The sequence below is a fragment of the Tunturiibacter lichenicola genome, assembly GCF_051013355.1.
Taxonomy (GTDB): Bacteria; Acidobacteriota; Terriglobia; order Terriglobales; family Acidobacteriaceae; genus Edaphobacter; species Edaphobacter lichenicola_F.
Genome location: NZ_CP132944.1, coordinates 344,236 through 361,821 on the forward strand (window position 1 = coordinate 344,236; position 17,586 = coordinate 361,821).

General features: G+C 56.0%; 10 protein-coding genes. 8 read left to right on the plus strand and 2 right to left on the minus strand.

What is annotated here, in order from left to right:
• The first annotated feature begins 148 nt into the window (after positions 1 to 148).
• A complete protein-coding gene (locus tag RBB82_RS01410; protein ID WP_433973333.1) occupies positions 149 to 3,583 on the plus strand; it encodes a TonB-dependent receptor in 3,435 nt (1,144 codons plus the stop codon).
• 68 nt (positions 3,584 to 3,651) lie between these two features.
• On the opposite strand, the gene RBB82_RS01415 is transcribed toward RBB82_RS01410, so the two are convergent.
• Both RBB82_RS01415 and RBB82_RS01420 read right to left on the minus strand, forming a co-directional pair.
• Positions 3,652 to 5,436 carry a CRTAC1 family protein gene (locus tag RBB82_RS01415; RefSeq protein WP_433973334.1) on the minus strand — a complete coding sequence of 595 codons (1,785 nt, stop codon included), beginning with the start codon at positions 5,434 to 5,436 and terminating at the stop codon, positions 3,652 to 3,654.
• 58 nt (positions 5,437 to 5,494) lie between these two features.
• Positions 5,495 to 6,718 carry a tetratricopeptide repeat protein gene (locus tag RBB82_RS01420; RefSeq protein ID WP_433973335.1) on the minus strand — a complete coding sequence of 408 codons (1,224 nt, stop codon included), beginning with the start codon at positions 6,716 to 6,718 and terminating at the stop codon, positions 5,495 to 5,497.
• A 252-nt stretch (positions 6,719 to 6,970) separates the two neighbouring features.
• On the opposite strand from RBB82_RS01420, the gene RBB82_RS01425 reads away from it, so the two are divergent.
• The 7 genes from RBB82_RS01425 (at position 6,971) to RBB82_RS01455 (ending at position 17,583) form a co-directional block, all read left to right on the plus strand.
• Complete coding sequence (locus RBB82_RS01425; RefSeq protein WP_433973336.1) at positions 6,971 to 9,658, plus strand: glycoside hydrolase family 3 C-terminal domain-containing protein; 2,688 nt, start codon at positions 6,971 to 6,973, stop codon at positions 9,656 to 9,658.
• Positions 9,659 to 9,882: 224 nt separating this feature from the next.
• The gene (locus RBB82_RS01430; RefSeq protein WP_433973337.1) at positions 9,883 to 11,454 is read left to right on the plus strand and encodes an aldehyde dehydrogenase (NADP(+)); all 1,572 of its coding nucleotides are present in this window, start codon (positions 9,883 to 9,885) and stop codon (positions 11,452 to 11,454) included.
• A 58-nt stretch (positions 11,455 to 11,512) separates the two neighbouring features.
• Positions 11,513 to 13,513, plus strand: a complete 2,001-nt coding sequence (locus RBB82_RS01435; protein WP_433975457.1) for a YjhG/YagF family D-xylonate dehydratase — start codon at positions 11,513 to 11,515, stop codon at positions 13,511 to 13,513.
• Complete coding sequence (locus tag RBB82_RS01440; protein ID WP_433973338.1) at positions 13,510 to 14,337, plus strand: fumarylacetoacetate hydrolase family protein; 828 nt, start codon at positions 13,510 to 13,512, stop codon at positions 14,335 to 14,337. The genes RBB82_RS01435 and RBB82_RS01440 overlap by 4 nt, the downstream gene beginning before the upstream one ends.
• A 69-nt stretch (positions 14,338 to 14,406) precedes the next feature.
• The gene (locus RBB82_RS01445; RefSeq protein WP_433975458.1) at positions 14,407 to 15,672 is read left to right on the plus strand and encodes an MFS transporter; all 1,266 of its coding nucleotides are present in this window, start codon (positions 14,407 to 14,409) and stop codon (positions 15,670 to 15,672) included.
• A gap of 67 nt (positions 15,673 to 15,739) precedes the next feature.
• A complete protein-coding gene (locus RBB82_RS01450; protein ID WP_433973339.1) occupies positions 15,740 to 16,783 on the plus strand; it encodes a galactitol-1-phosphate 5-dehydrogenase in 1,044 nt (347 codons plus the stop codon).
• On the plus strand, positions 16,783 to 17,583 hold the full coding sequence (locus RBB82_RS01455; protein WP_433973340.1) for an SDR family NAD(P)-dependent oxidoreductase: 801 nt from the start codon (positions 16,783 to 16,785) through the stop codon (positions 17,581 to 17,583). Before RBB82_RS01450 ends, RBB82_RS01455 begins: the two co-directional genes overlap by 1 nt.
• Positions 17,584 to 17,586 lie beyond the last annotated feature (3 nt).

A 17,586-nucleotide genomic window follows, 5' to 3' on the forward strand; every position in this document is an offset into this window, starting at 1 on the left:
TTGCTTGATTTGCGGTATTTCCAGCAAACGTTTACAGAGATTAATCACCTCCGAAATGAACAGCAGTTGCCTGTACATGTTCATGGGAAGGTAGAGGGCTCCGAGGCTCTCCTCGGTAAGTTTCAGGTTAAATTCCGGAGGCTACACCATGCAACGTTCTCGAATCGCATTGACAGTTATGTTGGGCGTCATTCTGTTGTTATCTGCACGTGGATGGGCCCAGGAAAACGCAACCGTCACTGGAACAGCTACCGATTCCACTGGCGCCGTGGTTCCGAACGTCACCATCACTCTTACAAATCCGGATACAGGTCAGGTTCGAAAGTCGACGACGAATACTTCCGGAATCTATCTCTTCGCGAACGTAGGCGTCGGTCGGCTAACGTTGGACGCTACGGCGACAGGATTTCTGAAGTACACAAAAACAAACATCGTCGTGAACACCGATCAGACCTTAAAAATAGACGTCAACCTTACGGTCGGAAGCGAATCGCAGTCCGTGACGGTTGAAGCTGACGCTCTCCAGCTCCAATCAGAAACGAATGAGCTGAGCACCTTGATCAGCGGGAAACAGGTGACTCAGTTGGCGACCAACGGGCGCAATGTGGTTTCACTGGCAGCCCTTGGTTTAGGTGTGTCGAATAACCTGCCGTCGTTTGGTGGTGTAAACGCTCTGACATCCGCCAATGGCATCAGCTTCAACGGAACCCGGGTCAATCACAACATCTACCTGTTGGATGGAGGCGAACTGAACGACCGCGGGTGCGGTGGCTGCTTCAGTTCCCTGCCCTCTGTCGATGCTCTCTCCGAGTTTCAAACTCTCGACAGCAACTACGGTCCCGACTACGGCATTGGCTCCGGCGGAACGATCCTCATGGTTCTCAAATCCGGCACTCATGACTTTCACGGTGGACTATGGGAGTTCAACCGGAACGAAGACTACGATGCCAACAACTACTTCACTAAGGGTGCGGGGCAGGAACGGCCATTGTTCCGGCTCAATACGTTCGGCGGAAACATTGGCGGTCCTCTATGGATTCCGAAAGTGTATAACTCCGATCGCAAGAGAACATTCTTCTTTGTGAATGAAGAGTGGCGGAAACTGAATCAAGGCAGTTCGCCTACCACGGTAAATACCATCGCGGCCAACAACTTCGCGGTGGCAGGCCAGGACCTGATCTACAACATTCCGTCAAATGGAATAGCGCCCATCGTTCCGGCCACTACAGACCCCAATAAGCTGGCCATCTATGCAGCTCGCGGTTTAACTCCAGGGCAGCCTTTCACCCAACCATCTCCTACAACGTCCCTTATCCCGAAAGAGCTGTTCGACCCAAACGCAGTACTCGAACTCAACGCTGGTACGTTCCCCAAGCCGAACTTTGGTACAAGTCAGTACATTTCATCCATTCCTCAGCCGACAGATGTTCGTGAAGACGTCGTCCGCATCGATCACGCGATCAACAGCAAGCTGCAGTTGATGGGCCACTATCTTCATGACCAGGTAACTCAAACCTACTATCCACCGCTCTGGAGTGACGGCACGTATCCAACAGTGGGCACGGCGATGCTCAACCCATCGTGGTCAGCGACGATCAAGCTCACACAGACACTTTCACCCAACCTGCTGAACGAAACTGCATTCCTGTATAGCGGTAATACGATTCACCTAAGTCCTGTAGGTGTCTCGGCGCAACCATCCGGGTGGACGGCTACAAGCTTTTTCCCGCTTGCCAATAATGTCGGCAGCCGTATGCCGGAGATCGATTTAGGCGCACCCTACAACACGAATTGGAGTTCAAGCTACTATCCGTGGAAGAACTCGTATGAGGGTTATGAGTGGCGCGACGATCTCTCATGGACGAAGGGACGTCATCAGCTCAAGTTCGGCTTTAGCTGGCTGCACGATCCCAAGAATCAGCAACTACAGGCGAATACCCAGGGGACCGCGCAGTTCAACAACAGCTCGTTCACCGACGACTCTTATGTAAATTTCATCCTCGGCGATGCTGCCACCTTTACCCAACTCCAGTTTCTCTCCGGCAAACATTGGGTCAACAACAACTACGGCTTTTACGCCAATGACAACTGGCATATCCTTCCCCGATTGACTCTCAACATGGGACTTCGATATGACGGGTTGCCTCATGCCTTTGAGCGTTTCAATCAGTTCGCGAACTTCCTTCCAGGAGACTACGACACTGGGCTGGCTTACCCTCTGAATCCGGACGGTACATTGAACCCCGGTTCGCTGACACCTTTCGGCAGCCAGTCGTTCTACCTCAATGGCATCCGCGAAGCTGGGGTCAATGGTTTTCCCCGCGGAGTGGTCGAGAACAGGTACTACACCTTCCAACCGAGGTTGGGGTTTGCTTACAACCTGTCGGGTAAAGGAACTACGGTCGTCAGAGGTGGCTTTGGGTTGTTCTATGAACGTGTTCAAGGTAACGACGTATATAACGCCGCTTTGAATCCACCCTTTGCCTATCAACCTTCGGCCACCAACGTTTACTTCTCTAATCCCAACACCAGCGCGTTGACTGGAAACACTACATCTCAGGCCTTTCCTTCCACGCTTACTAACCTGTCCTATAAATATCCCCCCCCGGGAACTGCACAGTTCAGCCTGGGAGTTCAACAACAGGTCGCTCCAGCGATTATCGCGGTGGTGCAGTATGTTGGCTCTTTAGGTTGGACCCAAAGCGACACTCGCGCGATTAACACCCTACCTTTGACCGATGCAGCCAACCCGGCGAATCCCTACGACCTTCGTCAGGGAGTCGCTACCGGCAAGCTGAACGCGAATCTATTTCGAAACTACCCGGGTTATAGCGGTATTAACCAGGAAGAAAACAGATCTAACTTCAGCTATAACTCCCTCCAGGCAGGTCTCCGCATGGAGAACATACACGGACTTACCGTGCAGTTTGCTTACACCTATTCTCACCAGATCGATGCAGGGAGCAATGATCTTGGAGGCGTCTCAAATCCGTACGACATTGGGTATGACCGTGGGTCGGGAGCACTCGACCGACGCAATATCTTCAACGTGAACTATATCTACGCGCTTCCACTCTACGCTCATGGCGGAACGACGCTGCAGAGATTAGCACTGGGAGGCTGGGAGATCTCCGGCGTGACGTTCGCTCAATCGGGGACGCCTCAATCTATCACTTATAACGGTGCCGACACCCTCGGCCTTGGCGGCGGCACGACAAACCGTCCTGACTTAGTGGCACATATCTCCTACCCCAAGACGCAAAAAGCATGGTTCAACAAGAATGCTTTTGCGGCTCCACTCGCACCTTGGAATGGCGGCACAAATCAGGGTTTTGGCAACGCCGCAAAAGACGTGGTTGTTCTGCCGGGACTCTTCAACTTCAACATGGCTCTCTTCAAAACCTTCGCATTCACCTCCGAATCAGCAGGCCCGCAACTACAACTAAGGCTTGAAACCTTCAACACGTTCAACCATACAGAATTTCAAAACATAGACTCAGGCTCGACGGATGGGAACTTCGGACAGGTGACCTCTACCTACGATCCCCGTACGTTGCAGCTTGGCGCGAAGTTCTCGTTCTAACGCAATCGCTGCATGAAAAGGGCGCCGAGGCTTCGTTGTCTCGGCGCCCTTTCATTTTTCTAAATGCTTTATGTTTTGTTCGATCTATCCTTCATGCCTTGCAGCGGTGACGTCGAGATACCCTTACCTTCTTTGACAGTTACTAACTGATTGCTTTCGATACCCGGAAAGCGCTCAATGAGCCCGTTCGTCCAGTGGATCTCAAGATCAGCATGTGTATTGTGCCCAAGGCCGAAATGAAGTCTACGATCGTTCACAGAGTAAAAGCTGGACTGCCCCATGACCGCTTGAGCCTGTATCTTGCCACCATATTTCGCTACGACCCTCGAACCGATCGCGCTACGGTTCGACTTCGTCCCAACAAGAAAAACCTTGAGCCAGTTCAGGTCGCTCTTGAGATCGTTTCTTAGCAGAGAGGGCGGCTCGTTCAAATTGATAACGACCATATCAACGTCTCCGTCGTTGTCAAAATCTCCGAAGGCACAGCCTCGACTGCAATGCGCCGCCGAAATTCCCGGCCCAGCTTCTTCGATCAACTCTTCGAACTTCCCATTGCCAAGGTTTCGAAAGATGAATCGTGGTGTCTTCAGCGGGTACTCAGGAAACTCCGCTTCAACCTCTGGATAGACAGAACCCGTTACGACCGCCAGGTCTGGCCAGCCGTCGTTGTCGAAGTCTGCGAACCCAGTTCCCCAAGAGATATACCGAGTCTCCACACCGAATCCAGCGGGTATCGTTACATCGGTGAAGTTTCCGGTCCCATCATTTCGATAGAGCACGTTGGTATCGTCAGAAAAGTGCGTCTTAAAAATATCCAGACTACCGTCGAGATTGTAGTCGCCGACCGCAACGCCCATGCCAGCCTGCTCTGCACCATCTGCACTAAAGGCTATGCCTCGCTCAGCACCTTCTTCTGTGAAGGTGGAGTTATGTCTGTTTTTGAGGAAGAGGCTGGGAGTCGAATCCGAAGCTACGTATAGATCCGACCAGCCATCGTTGCTGAAGTCCGCGGCGATACTGGTCATCGAGTAAGTCCGCTGCGCCGTCGCGATGCCACTCTTTTGAGCGACATCTCGAAACGTCCCATCGCCTTGATTGCGATAGAGATAGTTGCGCGGCATCGGCAACCCTCTGGGTCCGCAGTTGACCGCCACACCTTTGAAGTTGCAGAACGGGTTTGCACCAGGCTTCGGTAGGCGATCTAAATGCAGATCGACATAGTTCGCAACAAAGAGATCCAGATACCCGTCGCGATCATAGTCGAGAAAGGTACATCCCGAGCCCCATCGGGTATTGCCTTCATAGAGCAATCCTGCCTGCTGAGTAACATCGGTGAACGTACCGTTTCCGTTGTTACGGTAGAGCACATTCTGACCGTAATACGTGATAAAGATATCTTCGAAGCCGTCGTTGTTATAGTCTCCAACGGTCACTCCGCTTGCCCATCCAGTCCGCAGTAATCCTGCTTTTTCGGTGACATCGGTAAATGTTCCATCCCGGTTATTTTTGTAGAGGCGGTTGCTGGAATCCTGAACAGGACTTTCCATGCGCGTACCGCACAGTACGAAGATGTCCAGCCATCCATCGTTGTCAAAGTCTAGAAAAGCTACCCCGCAACCAACTGTCTCAATGATGTAGTTCTTATGCTTGAGTCCACCGTAGATGACAGGAAAGCGCAGTCCAGCCTCTGAAGCGACGTCGGTGAAGTGGGCAAGAAAAGGGATGCCGGACGGCTTCCCTCGGGGCAGCGGTTTCAGGTTTCGAGTTGTTACACCCTGCGCCAAAGCAGCTGTCGATGCAGCAGACATCCATAAAAAATCACGGCGCGAGATGCTCGTCTTCGCTCTGCTCATGTTTGGTTCGAGCCTGTGGTTATCTTCCGCATCGTAGCCCCTGTTCAATGAGTCCGCTCTACTTCGGCGCTGCAGCTTCGCCGGACACCTTCTGGATCAATGAGTCTTCTGTCTTCGTGTGCAACTCTTTTGTCTTGGCGAACTCCTGAGCCGCTTTTTCTTTTTGCCCAAGCAGCGTATACAGCCTCGCAAGACGGTAGTGTGCATCAGGTTGTGAGGGATCCAACTTTACGGCGTGCTGAAGCGCAGCAATGGCTTCCTGATTCTTGCCCTGGTTAGCGTAGATGACACCTAGATCGAAGTAGGCCAAACGGCTTTCATTTTGTAATTGAATCGCCTTCTGCAATAACGGCTCCGCTGTCGCGTCGTCATTTGAGTGAAGTGCAATATCGCCAAGATATAAATACGACTGCGCGTAGCCCGGGTTGTTCTGAACCTCCAGTTGAAGCTCCGGCAGTGCTTTATCGTAATCTCGCTGTTTGTAGTACAAGTAGCCAAGCTCAAAGTGGAGGACAGGCTCCTTTGGCGAGATGCTTGCCGCTGTTTCCAACTCCTTGATCGCGTCCTCAGTCTTTCCCATTCCGTCGAGCGCCTCGGCCATCAGCATATGTGCCTGAACCGCATCAGGATTGACGGCAATAATGCTCTTGAACTCAGCCAAAGCACAGTCATATTGATTGCTCCACAAGCAACTCTGGGCAAGGACATTGTGCAGTTCCAGGTTGGAGGGATCATCTCGGAGCGCCTTCTCCAAATATGGCGTCGCCTTCGCATATTGGCGCAGACCAAAATGACTCATGCCCAGCAGTATCGTACTGCGATGGTCATCGGGTCTCTCCTTTGCAAACAACTCGAACGGCGGAATCGCTGCAGAAAAATGTCCCTGCTTGAACTCCGCAAGACCTAGATTGAATGAGACGTCAGGTTGGTTTGGCTTCAAGGCCAGCGACCTACGATATTCGACAGTGGCAGGCTCTAAATTGTCCTGCTGAGCGAGTGCTACGCCCAAACCGCTATGTATCAAAGCATCATTTGGATGCTGCTGTTCCAACTGACGCCATAACAGTTCCGCGTCATGGAATTTGCCGGCTTGCATAAGCTGGGTAGCCTGGAGAGCCTGGTCGTTTTGCCCATAGAGCGAGATCGTCGAGGTCAAAAACAGAGAAATCGTTATCACGCCTCTGAGGCGCTGGCCGTTCCACATAGCATGTTGCTTCCAGAGCTTCCAAAGAGCATTTTGTATCGCCACCCAGTTCAAAGACATCTCGAATGCGAAAGACACGGTAGGTGGATTATCCGCCAAAATTCGGATAGTTGAAAGGCTTGCTTGCGGCAAAGGACGCATTCATGCCAATGCCTGATCAGCCTCGAGCCGCTTCATCGCCTTCAAATAGGAATCGCCGTCCAAGTAATCATTTTTGTGGCGAAATCAATCGATCGATAAAACGTTTTCAGATAGGCAACCTCAACTTGTAAACCATATAATAGCTGCCCTCAGCACTTTCCTCCGACGATTGCAGGAGTACGCCCACGTATGCTTCATCTCCGGTTTGCTAGCGTCTTCTCTCCTATTTTTGCGGCCGTCATATTAGTGCCGCTGTATCTTCACGCACAGCAACCCACCGACAATCAACCGTTGCCGTTCATGAATACAGCACTTCCTACAGACCAGCGCGTCGCGGATCTCATCGGCCGAATGACCCTTGAAGAAAAGGTTTCCCAGATGCGTGACCACGCCGTTGCTATTCCTCGTCTCGGCGTTCCCAAATACGACTGGTGGAACGAAGGTTTGCACGGTGTCGCCTTTTCCGGCTATGCAACAAACTTCCCGCAGGTTATCGGCATGGCAGCCACATGGGACACCAACTTGGTTCATCACATGGGCGATACCATCTCCACCGAAGCGCGCGCCAAATACAACCAGGCGATGCGTGAAGATCATCATGAGATGTTCTTCGGTCTCACCTTCTGGGCTCCAAATATCAATATCTTCCGCGACCCACGCTGGGGCCGTGGCCAGGAGACATACGGAGAAGATCCTTTTCTTACCGCTCGCATGGGCGTCGCATTTGTCACTGGCCTGCAGGGTGACGATCCGAAATACTTGAAATTAATCTCGACCCCGAAACACTATGCCGTACACAGTGGTCCCGAACCTTCGCGCCATCAGTTCAACGTTGACGTGTCGCCGCACGACCTTGAGGACACCTACCTACCCGCCTTCCGTGCCGCTGTCACAGAGGGACAAGCGCAGTCCGTGATGTGTGCTTACAACGCCATCGACGGAGCTCCCGCCTGCGCCAACACGATGCTCCTGCGTGATCACCTGCGTGACGCCTGGCACTTCGGCGGCTATGTCGTCAGCGACTGCGCTGCTGTCGCCGACGTCAACACGGGCCACCACTACGCTACAGACATGGCTCACGCCGCCGCTGCTGCCGTCAGGACCGGTACGGATCTGGAGTGCGGCTTTGGAAAAGGTCAGGCTTACCCGGCTCTTGTCGATGCGGTGCACCAAAATCTCATTACCGAAGCAGAGATCGACACGGCACTGCGTCGCCTCTTCACCGCTCGCTTCCGTCTCGGCATGTTCGACCCTCCTTCCAGCTACGCGTACGGCCAGATCCCGCGTACCGAGAACAACTCACCGGCACACCGCCAACTCTCCCTCCAGGCTGCGCGTGAGTCCATGGTGCTCCTCAAAAATCAAGATCACACGCTTCCACTCAAGTCAGGCGTCGGCCGCATCGCAGTTGTTGGCCCAACCGCAGAGCTTATCCAATCCCTACAAGGCAACTACAACGGACCTCCGCCGTCACCTTCCTATCCACTCAACGGAATAGAAAAGCGCTTCTCCTCATCGAAGATCTTCTACGCCCAGGGCTCAAGCCTCGCCGAAGGCTTCGCTATGCCGATCGAACACACTGCGTTACACCCCGCAAGTGGCTCCGGCAACGGTCTCACCGGCGAGTACTTCAAAACCAAAGACCTGAGCGGCAAGCCAGTCCTTACGCGAATCGACCGCAACATAAACTTCAACTGGGACAAGGTTATTCCCATCAAAGGCCTCCAGCGAGACGATTACTCAGTTCGCTGGACTGGTACCTTCACGCCCCCCGCTGCTGGTGACTACAAACTCGGCGTACGTGTGAACTATTGCTACGCCTGCGAAAACGCGGAAGGCTTCCGCCTCTATCTTGACGGCAAAGTCATCGTCGAGAGCGACGCCAAACACACCGGCGAACGCGGTGCAGTAATCGAGACCTCAGTGCATTTCTCCGGCGTTGAACCGCACACGATTCGGCTGGAATACCTGCACGGCAGCGGTAGCGCTGGCATCGATCTCACGTGGAATCCGCCTGCGGCCGCCCTGCGCGATCAAGCGGTTGACGTGGCAAAACAGTCCGACGTTGTCATTGCCTTTGCCGGGCTCTCCCCGTCGCTTGAAGGCGAAGAGATGCCTGTGAAGCTCGAAGGGTTTAGCGGCGGTGACCGTACAGCCATCAATCTGCCGGCCGTACAAGAAGAGCTACTGAAGGCTCTTGCCGCCACCGGCAAGCCGCTAGTCGTTGTCCTGCAAAATGGAAGTGCTCTTGCCGTCAACTGGGCACAGCAGAACGCCAACGCCATCCTTGAAGCCTGGTATCCCGGCGAGGAGGGAGGAACCGCCATCGCTGAAACCCTCGCAGGAGACAACAATCCGGCCGGACGACTTCCCGTGACCTTCTATTCATCGCTGAGCCAGGTACCGTCTTTCGACGACTACTCCATGAAAGGCCGCACCTACCGCTACTTCGCCGACAAACCACTCTACGGTTTCGGATTCGGTCTCAGCTACACCGACTTCGCTTACGGCAATCTCAAATTCCCCACCTCAGAGATCAAGGCAGGAGACCCAATCACAGTGGAGGCCGACGTGAAGAACACCGGCACCACGGCTGGCGACGAAGTCGTCGAACTCTACCTCACACAACCAAAAGCCTTCGAAACGCCAATCCGAGTGCTCGCCGGCTTCACACGCGTTCATCTCGGCCCAGGTCAGTCTACCCATGTAGGTCTCACCCTCGACCCACGCTCGATTGCTCAGGTTGACGCAAAAGGCGTTCGTGCGATTCTTCCGGGCGAATACACCGTCTCGGTAGGCGGCGCTCAACCCGGCGACGCCACCTCGATTCAAACCGGTAAATTCACCATCCTGGGTAAAGCGGAGCTCGCGAAATAACCGTCTGTAGCGAAACTTTCGTGAAGCCAGCTCATCGAGTTGACGAGAGAAAGCATTGAATCTTTTCCATCAATTTAACGATGCGAACGATACGTGAAGCAACCTATTCATGAGTTCCATGAAAGGGAGATATAGAATCAGGATTCGCAGAACCAGACATGTCGCCAGTCACTGAACGTTCGGACGGCGCCCATAATCAGCAGAACAGTACGGAGAGTAAAGAGATGAAAGTGGAGCAAGTATGGATCGCCGGTGAATGGCGGGATGCAACGTCAACCTCATCTTTTGGCGCGGTGAATCCATCAACCGGCGCTGAACTTCCCGAAAAATTCCCTATCAGTGATTGGGCCGATTGCGACTCTGCACTCAACGCGGCCGTCGAAGCTGCACGAGCGCTTCGCACCGTATCGAACGAAGACATCGCATTATTCCTGGAGGCCTACGCAAATGAAATCGAACGCTCTGCCGGCGATATCGTAGCGATTGCGCACGCTGAAACCGGCCTGCCCGTCAAACCAAGACTCAGTGAAGCCGAGCTTCCGCGCACGGCAACCCAACTCCGACAGGCCGCTGCAGCGGCTCGCGAAGGATCCTGGCAGGACGTCGTAATCGACACAAAGACGAACATCCGTTCGCACTACGCTCCAATCGGTCCCGTCGTTATTCTGGGGCCAAACAACTTTCCCTTTGCCTTCAACGGCGTCTCAGGAGGGGACTTTGCATCCGCAATCGCAGCGGGCTGTCCGGTCATCGCCAAGTCACATCCACTCCACCCAGGCACCAGCAAAATCCTCGCCGAATGCGCTATGCGAGCACTGAATGCAAGCCGCCTTCCCAAAGCGACCGTGCAGATGCTCTATGGCATCTCAAACGAGGATGGCTTGCGGCTCGTCGCCGATCCCAGAGTCGGCGCAACCAGCTTTACGGGGAGCAGGGCTGGGGGATTGCGCCTCAAAGCCGCAGCCGATGCAGCCGGCAAGCCAATCTATCTTGAGATGTCGAGCCTAAACCCAGTGGTCCTACTGCCGGGAGCGATCGCCGAGCGTGGAGAAAAATTATCTGGCGAACTTGCAGACAGCTGTCTCGCAGCCTCCGGACAGATGTGTACCAGCCCAAATCTAATTCTGGCCATTGCAGGTGATGCCACCAGCAATCTTGCGCGAGCACTCGCCGAAACGCTGCAATCGCGCCCTTCCGCGCCTCTGTTTTCCGAGGGTGGACTCAAGGCTTTGGATGAAGGAGTGAAGTGGATCGCCAGTGCCGGTGCGGAGATCGTCACCGGAGGCGCCCGAGTTGAAGGAGAAGGTTGGCGCTACAAAAACACAATGCTGCAAATCACTGGAAAAGACTTTCTCGCCGAACCGGAAAAGCTTCAGCGTGAGGCTTTCGGCAACGCGACACTATTCATCACATTGAATGACGTCCCACAACTTGTCCAACTGCTCGAGACGCTGGAGGGAAATCTGACCGGCAGCATCTACTCCAGCAGCACCGGCGCAGATGACCATCTATACGACGAGGTCGCGCAGGCACTCCGGTTCCGAGTAGGTCGTTTACTCAACGACAAGGTGCCCACAGGCGTCGCGCTTTCTCCTGCGATGGGGCATGGCGGGCCCTTCCCTTCTACCTCTCATCCAGCTTTCACCGCTGTCGGGATCCCGCGCTCGATACTTCGCTTCGGAGCATTGCACTGCTACGACAACGTGCGTGAGGAGCGTCTTCCCGACGCGCTTCGCAATCAAACAACTTTGCCTCAAATATGGCGTACGGTGGATGGCACCATGATCCGAGGATAGCGAAACGATTTGAAATCGCCGGTAATTGACCGCATAGTGAGGGGCTTCAATTCAGGACATATCACTCACCTCCGTACTTGAATCTTCGGACTTCGAACTCAGCGCCGTCGCCACGCATGCGCCAGGCCCTTCCGGCTTTCTCCCCATTACGCCGGAGATGCTGCTCAATCAACCGTCCGGCAATCTCTTCGGCCTAAGCCAAAACGTAGGCATGGGATGGGATCCTAAGCACCTTCTCGGCCCTGAGATTCTCATCCTTAGCACGCACGGCGGCTTACGCGCCGAAGACGGTAGCCCCATCGCACTCGGTCTCCACACTGGCCACTGGGAGGTCGGCTCTCTCGTCGCCGAGGCCGCACGCGAACTAAAAGCCCTCGACGCCGTTCCATTCGCTGGTGCCTGCACCGATCCTTGCGATGGCCGTACGCAAGGCACAACCGGCATGCTCGACTCCCTCCCCTTTCGCAACGACGCCGCAATTGTCCTGCGCCGACTCATGCGTTCGCTGCCGACCAGCAGCGGAGTTCTTGGCATCGCCACCTGCGACAAAGGCCTGCCCGCAATGATGATGGCTCTTGCTTCCGCAGCCGATCTACCCACCGTCCTCATCCCCGGAGGCGTAACGCTACTACCGGAAGATGGTGAAGACGCCGGCAAGGTCCAAACCATCGGCGCGCGCTACGCCCAAAAACAGATCACTCTCGAATACGCGGCAGAAATTGGCTGCCGTGCATGCGCCACTCCCGGCGGAGGATGCCAGTTCATGGGAACCGCCGCCACCGCACAGGTCGTTGCAGAGTCCCTGGGCCTCTCCTTACCGCACTCTGCGCTCGCCCCCTCAGGCCAACCCATCTGGCTCGATGCCGCTCGCCGGTCCGCTCGCACTATTTTGCGCCTAAAACAGTTACAAATTACAACCAGCGAAATCCTCACGGATGCCTCCATCCAAAATGCCATGACCCTCCACGCTGCTTTCGGAGGGTCCACGAACCTGCTCCTCCACATCCCCGCCATCGCCCACGCAGCGAAGCTCCGCCGCCCCACAACCAGCGACTGGGCTCATACCAATCGTCAAGTCCCACGTCTGGTTGACGCTCTTCCCAATGGCCCCTCAAACTACGCCACCGTTCAGGTCTTTCTCGCTGGCGGGACACCCGAGGTCATGCTTCACCTTCGCCGCGCCGGACTGCTCGACACCACAGCAAAGACCGTCTCCGGCGAAACTCTCGACACCTGCCTCGACTGGTGGCATGAGAGCCCTCGCCGCCATACACTTCGCAAGAACCTTCGCGACCAGGACGGCATCGACCCCGACGATGTCATCATGTCACCCGACCGCGCGCGCTCACGCGGCCTCACGTCCACCATCTGCTTTCCCGTCGGCAACCTTGCTCCTGAAGGCTCCGTTATCAAGAGCACCTCCATCGACGCCTCCCTGGTCGATCCCGGCGGACGGTACCGACACCTCGGTCCTGCAAAGGTCTTCACAACAGAAGCCGCAGCCATCCACGCCATCAAGACCGGCCTCATCGTCCAGCACGACGTCATCGTCCTCATCTGCTGCGGTCCAGCCGGGGCTGGTATGCAGGAGATCTATCAGGTCACCTCCGCGCTCAAAGTTCTCCCCTTCTGCAAACACGTTGCAGTCCTCACCGACGCGCGATTCAGCGGTGTATCCACTGGTGCCTGCATCGGTCACATCTCCCCCGAAGCACTCGCAGGCGGCGCCCTTGGCAAGATTCGTGACGGCGACCAGATCGAGATCGTCATCGACCGCACAGCGTTAACCGGACAAGTAAATCTCGTCGGCGATTCGAGCAGTATCTTCAGCTCCGAGGAGGCCGCACAACAGCTCTCTCAACGAAGCCCACGCTCCGACCTAGCCCCTCATCCCTCCTTGCCCGACGACACTCGTCTATGGGCGGCTCTCGTTCAAGCCAGCGGAGGCACCTGGGGCGGCTGTGTCTATGACGTCGACGCCATCACCACTCAACTAGAACGTGGCCGCCAAACCACCAAAGCCACAACAGTCGCAATGCAGAAAGGAACTGCTCTGTGATCCTCTACCGCACCATTCAAGGCCATTTTGTTGAACACGATGGCAGCTACTATTGCATCGACGAACTCTCCTTCGACACCCTCGTCGCCCACGAAGATCTCCAGGCCTACCTGACCTCAGCGATAAAAAGCACACCAGCAGTCCCACCGCCTCCGCCCAACACGATCCTCGCCCCCATCGACCACCAGGAGGTCTGGGCCGCCGGAGTGACCTACTACAACAGCCGTCGAGCGCGCATCGCCGAATCCAAAGACGCTGGCGGCGGCGACTTCTACGACCGTGTCTACTCCGCCGAGCGCCCTGAGCTCTTCTTCAAAGCCGCGGGCCATCGAGTATCCGGCCCCAACGCACCCGTAATGATCCGCCGCGACGCCACCTGGTCTGTGCCAGAGCCGGAGCTCACCCTCCTCATCAACCCTCGCGCCAGGATCATCGGCTACACCATCGGCAACGACATGAGCTCCCGCGACATCGAAGGCGCAAACCCGCTCTATCTTCCGCAAGCCAAGGTCTACGACCGCAGCTGTGCCCTCGGCCCCGGCATTCTCATCCAATCCACTCCCATGCCGACCTCCACGCAGATTCACCTTGATATCCTTCGCTCCGGTCAATCCCAATTCACCGGCTCCATCGCCCTCACCGAACTTAAACGAGATCCTCAGTCCCTCGTCGAGTATCTCTTCCGCGATCAGAGCTTCCCTCACGGCTGCTTCCTGCTCACCGGCACCGGCATCGTCCCACCCGACACCTTCACCCTCCAAAGCAAAGACGAGATTCGCATCACCATCGACACCATCGGCACTCTCGTCAACGAGGTCGCCTAAGCGCCACCAATCGAACCAAGCCTCCACCATCAAGGACCTCTTATCGCGATCCCATCCACGAAGACGCCAATCCCACGCCGCCGATGGCGCATCGCCTGGCTGCTCGGCTTCGGCGTTCTGGTCAACTACTTCGACCGCGTCAACCTCTCGGTCTCTCACGCCGCCCTCGTCACAACCTTCGGCATCTCCACTGTCACCTTCGGCTATCTCTCCGGCGCCTACAACTGGACATACGCCATGTGCCAGCTTCCCATCGGCGTCCTGCTCGACAAGTTAGGAATCAAACGCGTCGGCCGCATCAGCATCTTTCTCTGGAGCATCGCCTCCTTCGCCGCCGCCGTCACCCCCAGCATCGGCGGCTTCTTCGGAGCACGCTTCCTCCTTGGCGTCGGCGAGGCACCAACCTTTCCCTCGAACGCGAAAGCCATCGGCCTCTGGTTCCCTTCGCGAGAGCGCAGCTTCGCCACAGCCATCTTCGATGGCGCAGCAAAGTTCGCCTCCGCCATCGGCGTCCCTCTCATCGGCATTCTTCTCATCAAGGTAGGCTGGCGTTGGAGCTTCGCTGTCACCGGCTTCATCAGCCTCTTCTACTTCGCTCTCTTCTGGCGAATCTACCGCGATCCTCAAGACGATCCCGCACTCACCACAACCGAACGCGACTACATCGCCACCGACGACCGCATATTCGCCGCGAACGAGTCTGGCCACGCCTCTCTCGGCTACCTCATGCGCCAACCCAAGGTCATCGCCATGGTCCTGGGCTTCGGCTCGTATAACTACATCTTCTATCTGCTTCTAACGTGGCTCCCCAGCTACCTGTCATCCGCGCTCCATGTCGATCTCCTGCACTCGTTCCTCTACACGGGCGTACCGTGGCTCGTAGCGACAGCGGGTGACCTTATCGTCGGTGGCTGGCTCGTCGACTTCCTCATTCAACGCGGATGGGACGCAAACCGCGTTCGCAAAGCAACCCTCATCCTCGGAACCGCCTGCGGCCTCGGCATTCTCGGCGCAGCCAACACGCACAGTTCACTCATAGCACTCATCTGGATCAGCGTCTCAATCGGCGGTCTCTCATCCGCTGCCCCCGTAGGCTGGTCCATCCCATCGCTGATCGCGCCCCGCAGCAGCGTCGGCAAGGTCGGCGGTATCATCAACCTCTCAAACCAGGCCTCGGGAATCGCCGCTCCGATCATCACCGGATACCTCGTCGCCGCCCGCCAATCCTTCGCCTTGGCCTTTGGTGTCTCAGCCATCTATCTGCTCATCGGGATCGCCGGATACGCCTTCCTCCTGGGCAGAATCGAACCAATGCCTTCAGAGACGCAACCGTAGTTCGCCGTCGTTACGCAAAGATCGCCAAAGATATACCCTTATTACACGAGGTTTTTAAACACTTACGATGAACGCTCTCCTCCTCTCGGAATACAAACATCTGGCAGTAACGACGCTCCCCGTTCCTGTTCCCGCACCGACGGACATTCTGGTGCAGGTCGCTGCCTGCGGCATATGCGGCAGCGACGTTCACGGATTTGATGGCACTTCGGGACGCCGTATCCCACCTCTAGTAATGGGGCACGAAGCAGCGGGAGTCGTCGCTGCAGTCGGATCGGAGGTCAGCAAGTTTGTCGTAGGCGATCGCGTGACCTTCGACTCCACGGTCTACTGCGGCGTCTGCGCCTTCTGCCGCAAAGGCGAGATAAACCTGTGCGACGACAGGCAAGTCGTCGGTGTCTCCTGCGGAGACTACAGCCGAGCCGGAGCATTCGCAGAGTACGTGGCCGTTCCGGAGCGAATCGTCTACAAACTCCCGGACACTCTGGGTTTTGCCGAAGCAGCTATGCTCGAGGCCGTCTCAGTGGCTCTCCACGCTGTGGCCGTCTCGAAACTGGAAGGCGGCGAAACAGCACTGGTAATCGGAGCAGGCATGATCGGCCTGCTCACTCTTCAGGCCGCTCGCGCTGTTGGCTGTTCGCGCGTATTTGTAGCGGACATCGATGCCACTCGCTTGAAGTCTGCCGCCGAACTAGGAGCAGATAAAACCTTGCTTCTGTCTGGCGCGGAACTGACGAAAGAGATTCTCAATCTAACTGGAGGCCGCGGCGTCGATGTAGTGCTCGAAGCAGTCGGACGAAATGAAACGATTGCCACCGCGATAGATTCCGTCAGAAAAGGCGGAACAGTGACGCTGATTGGCAACATCACACCACAGGTCAATCTGCCTCTACAAAAAGTCGTCTCACGTCAGATTCGCCTACAGGGCTCCTGCGCTTCGTGCGGTGAATATCCAGAGGCGATGAAGCTAATGACGTCAGGAGAGATCCGCGTCGACAAGTTGATTACTGCAGTTGCACCGCTCAGCGATGGGCCAAGCTGGTTCGATCGTCTGCACTCAGGAGAGCCAAACCTAATGAAGATCGTGCTCGATCCACGGATCGGTGCGTAATGAGCAAGAACTTCTTCGATCTAACTGGGCAGGTCGCACTAGTCACCGGTGCCAGTCGCGGCCTAGGCCAATACTTTGCGCGTGCTCTGGCCCGGGCTGGAGCAGATCTCATCCTCACCAGTCGCAAGCAGGAAGACCTCGCCTCATTTGTAGCCGAGATTGAAGCGCTGGGCCGCAAAGCCACGCCGCTGGCTCTCGACGTGCGCGATCAGGGCAGCATCGAACGGATGGCCGTCGCAGCGGAAGAAGCCGTCGGTCAGGTGCATATCTTAGTCAACAATGCTGGTTGCAATGCAAGGAAGCCCGCGCTGGACGTGAGCTGGGATGACTGGAACTTCGTTCTCGACACGAATCTGCGTGGGAGCTTCTTCGTAGCGCAGAATCTCGCCCGACGAATGGTGAAACATGGCTACGGCCGCATCATTAATATAGGTTCGGTCACCAGCGTCTTTGGATATGCAGGGCTGGCACCCTACGGAGCCAGTCGCGGCGGCGTGCGCCAACTCACCATGAGCCTCGCCGATGACTGGGGCAGACACGGCATTACCGTCAACTGTCTCGCACCTGGCTGGTTTCGCACCGAGCAGAACAAGGTCCTCTATGAGGACAAAGAGTGGGTCGCGTACCTGGAAGATCGCATTCCCGTAAAACGCGCCGGACAACCCCACGACCTCGATGGCGCCGTCGTCTTTCTCGCCTCCGAGGCCAGCAGGTACATCACCGGGCAGACTCTACTGGTGGACGGAGGCATATCCACCGGCGCTATGCGCGCTACCGTGGCAAAGCCTCCGAAGACCTAATCC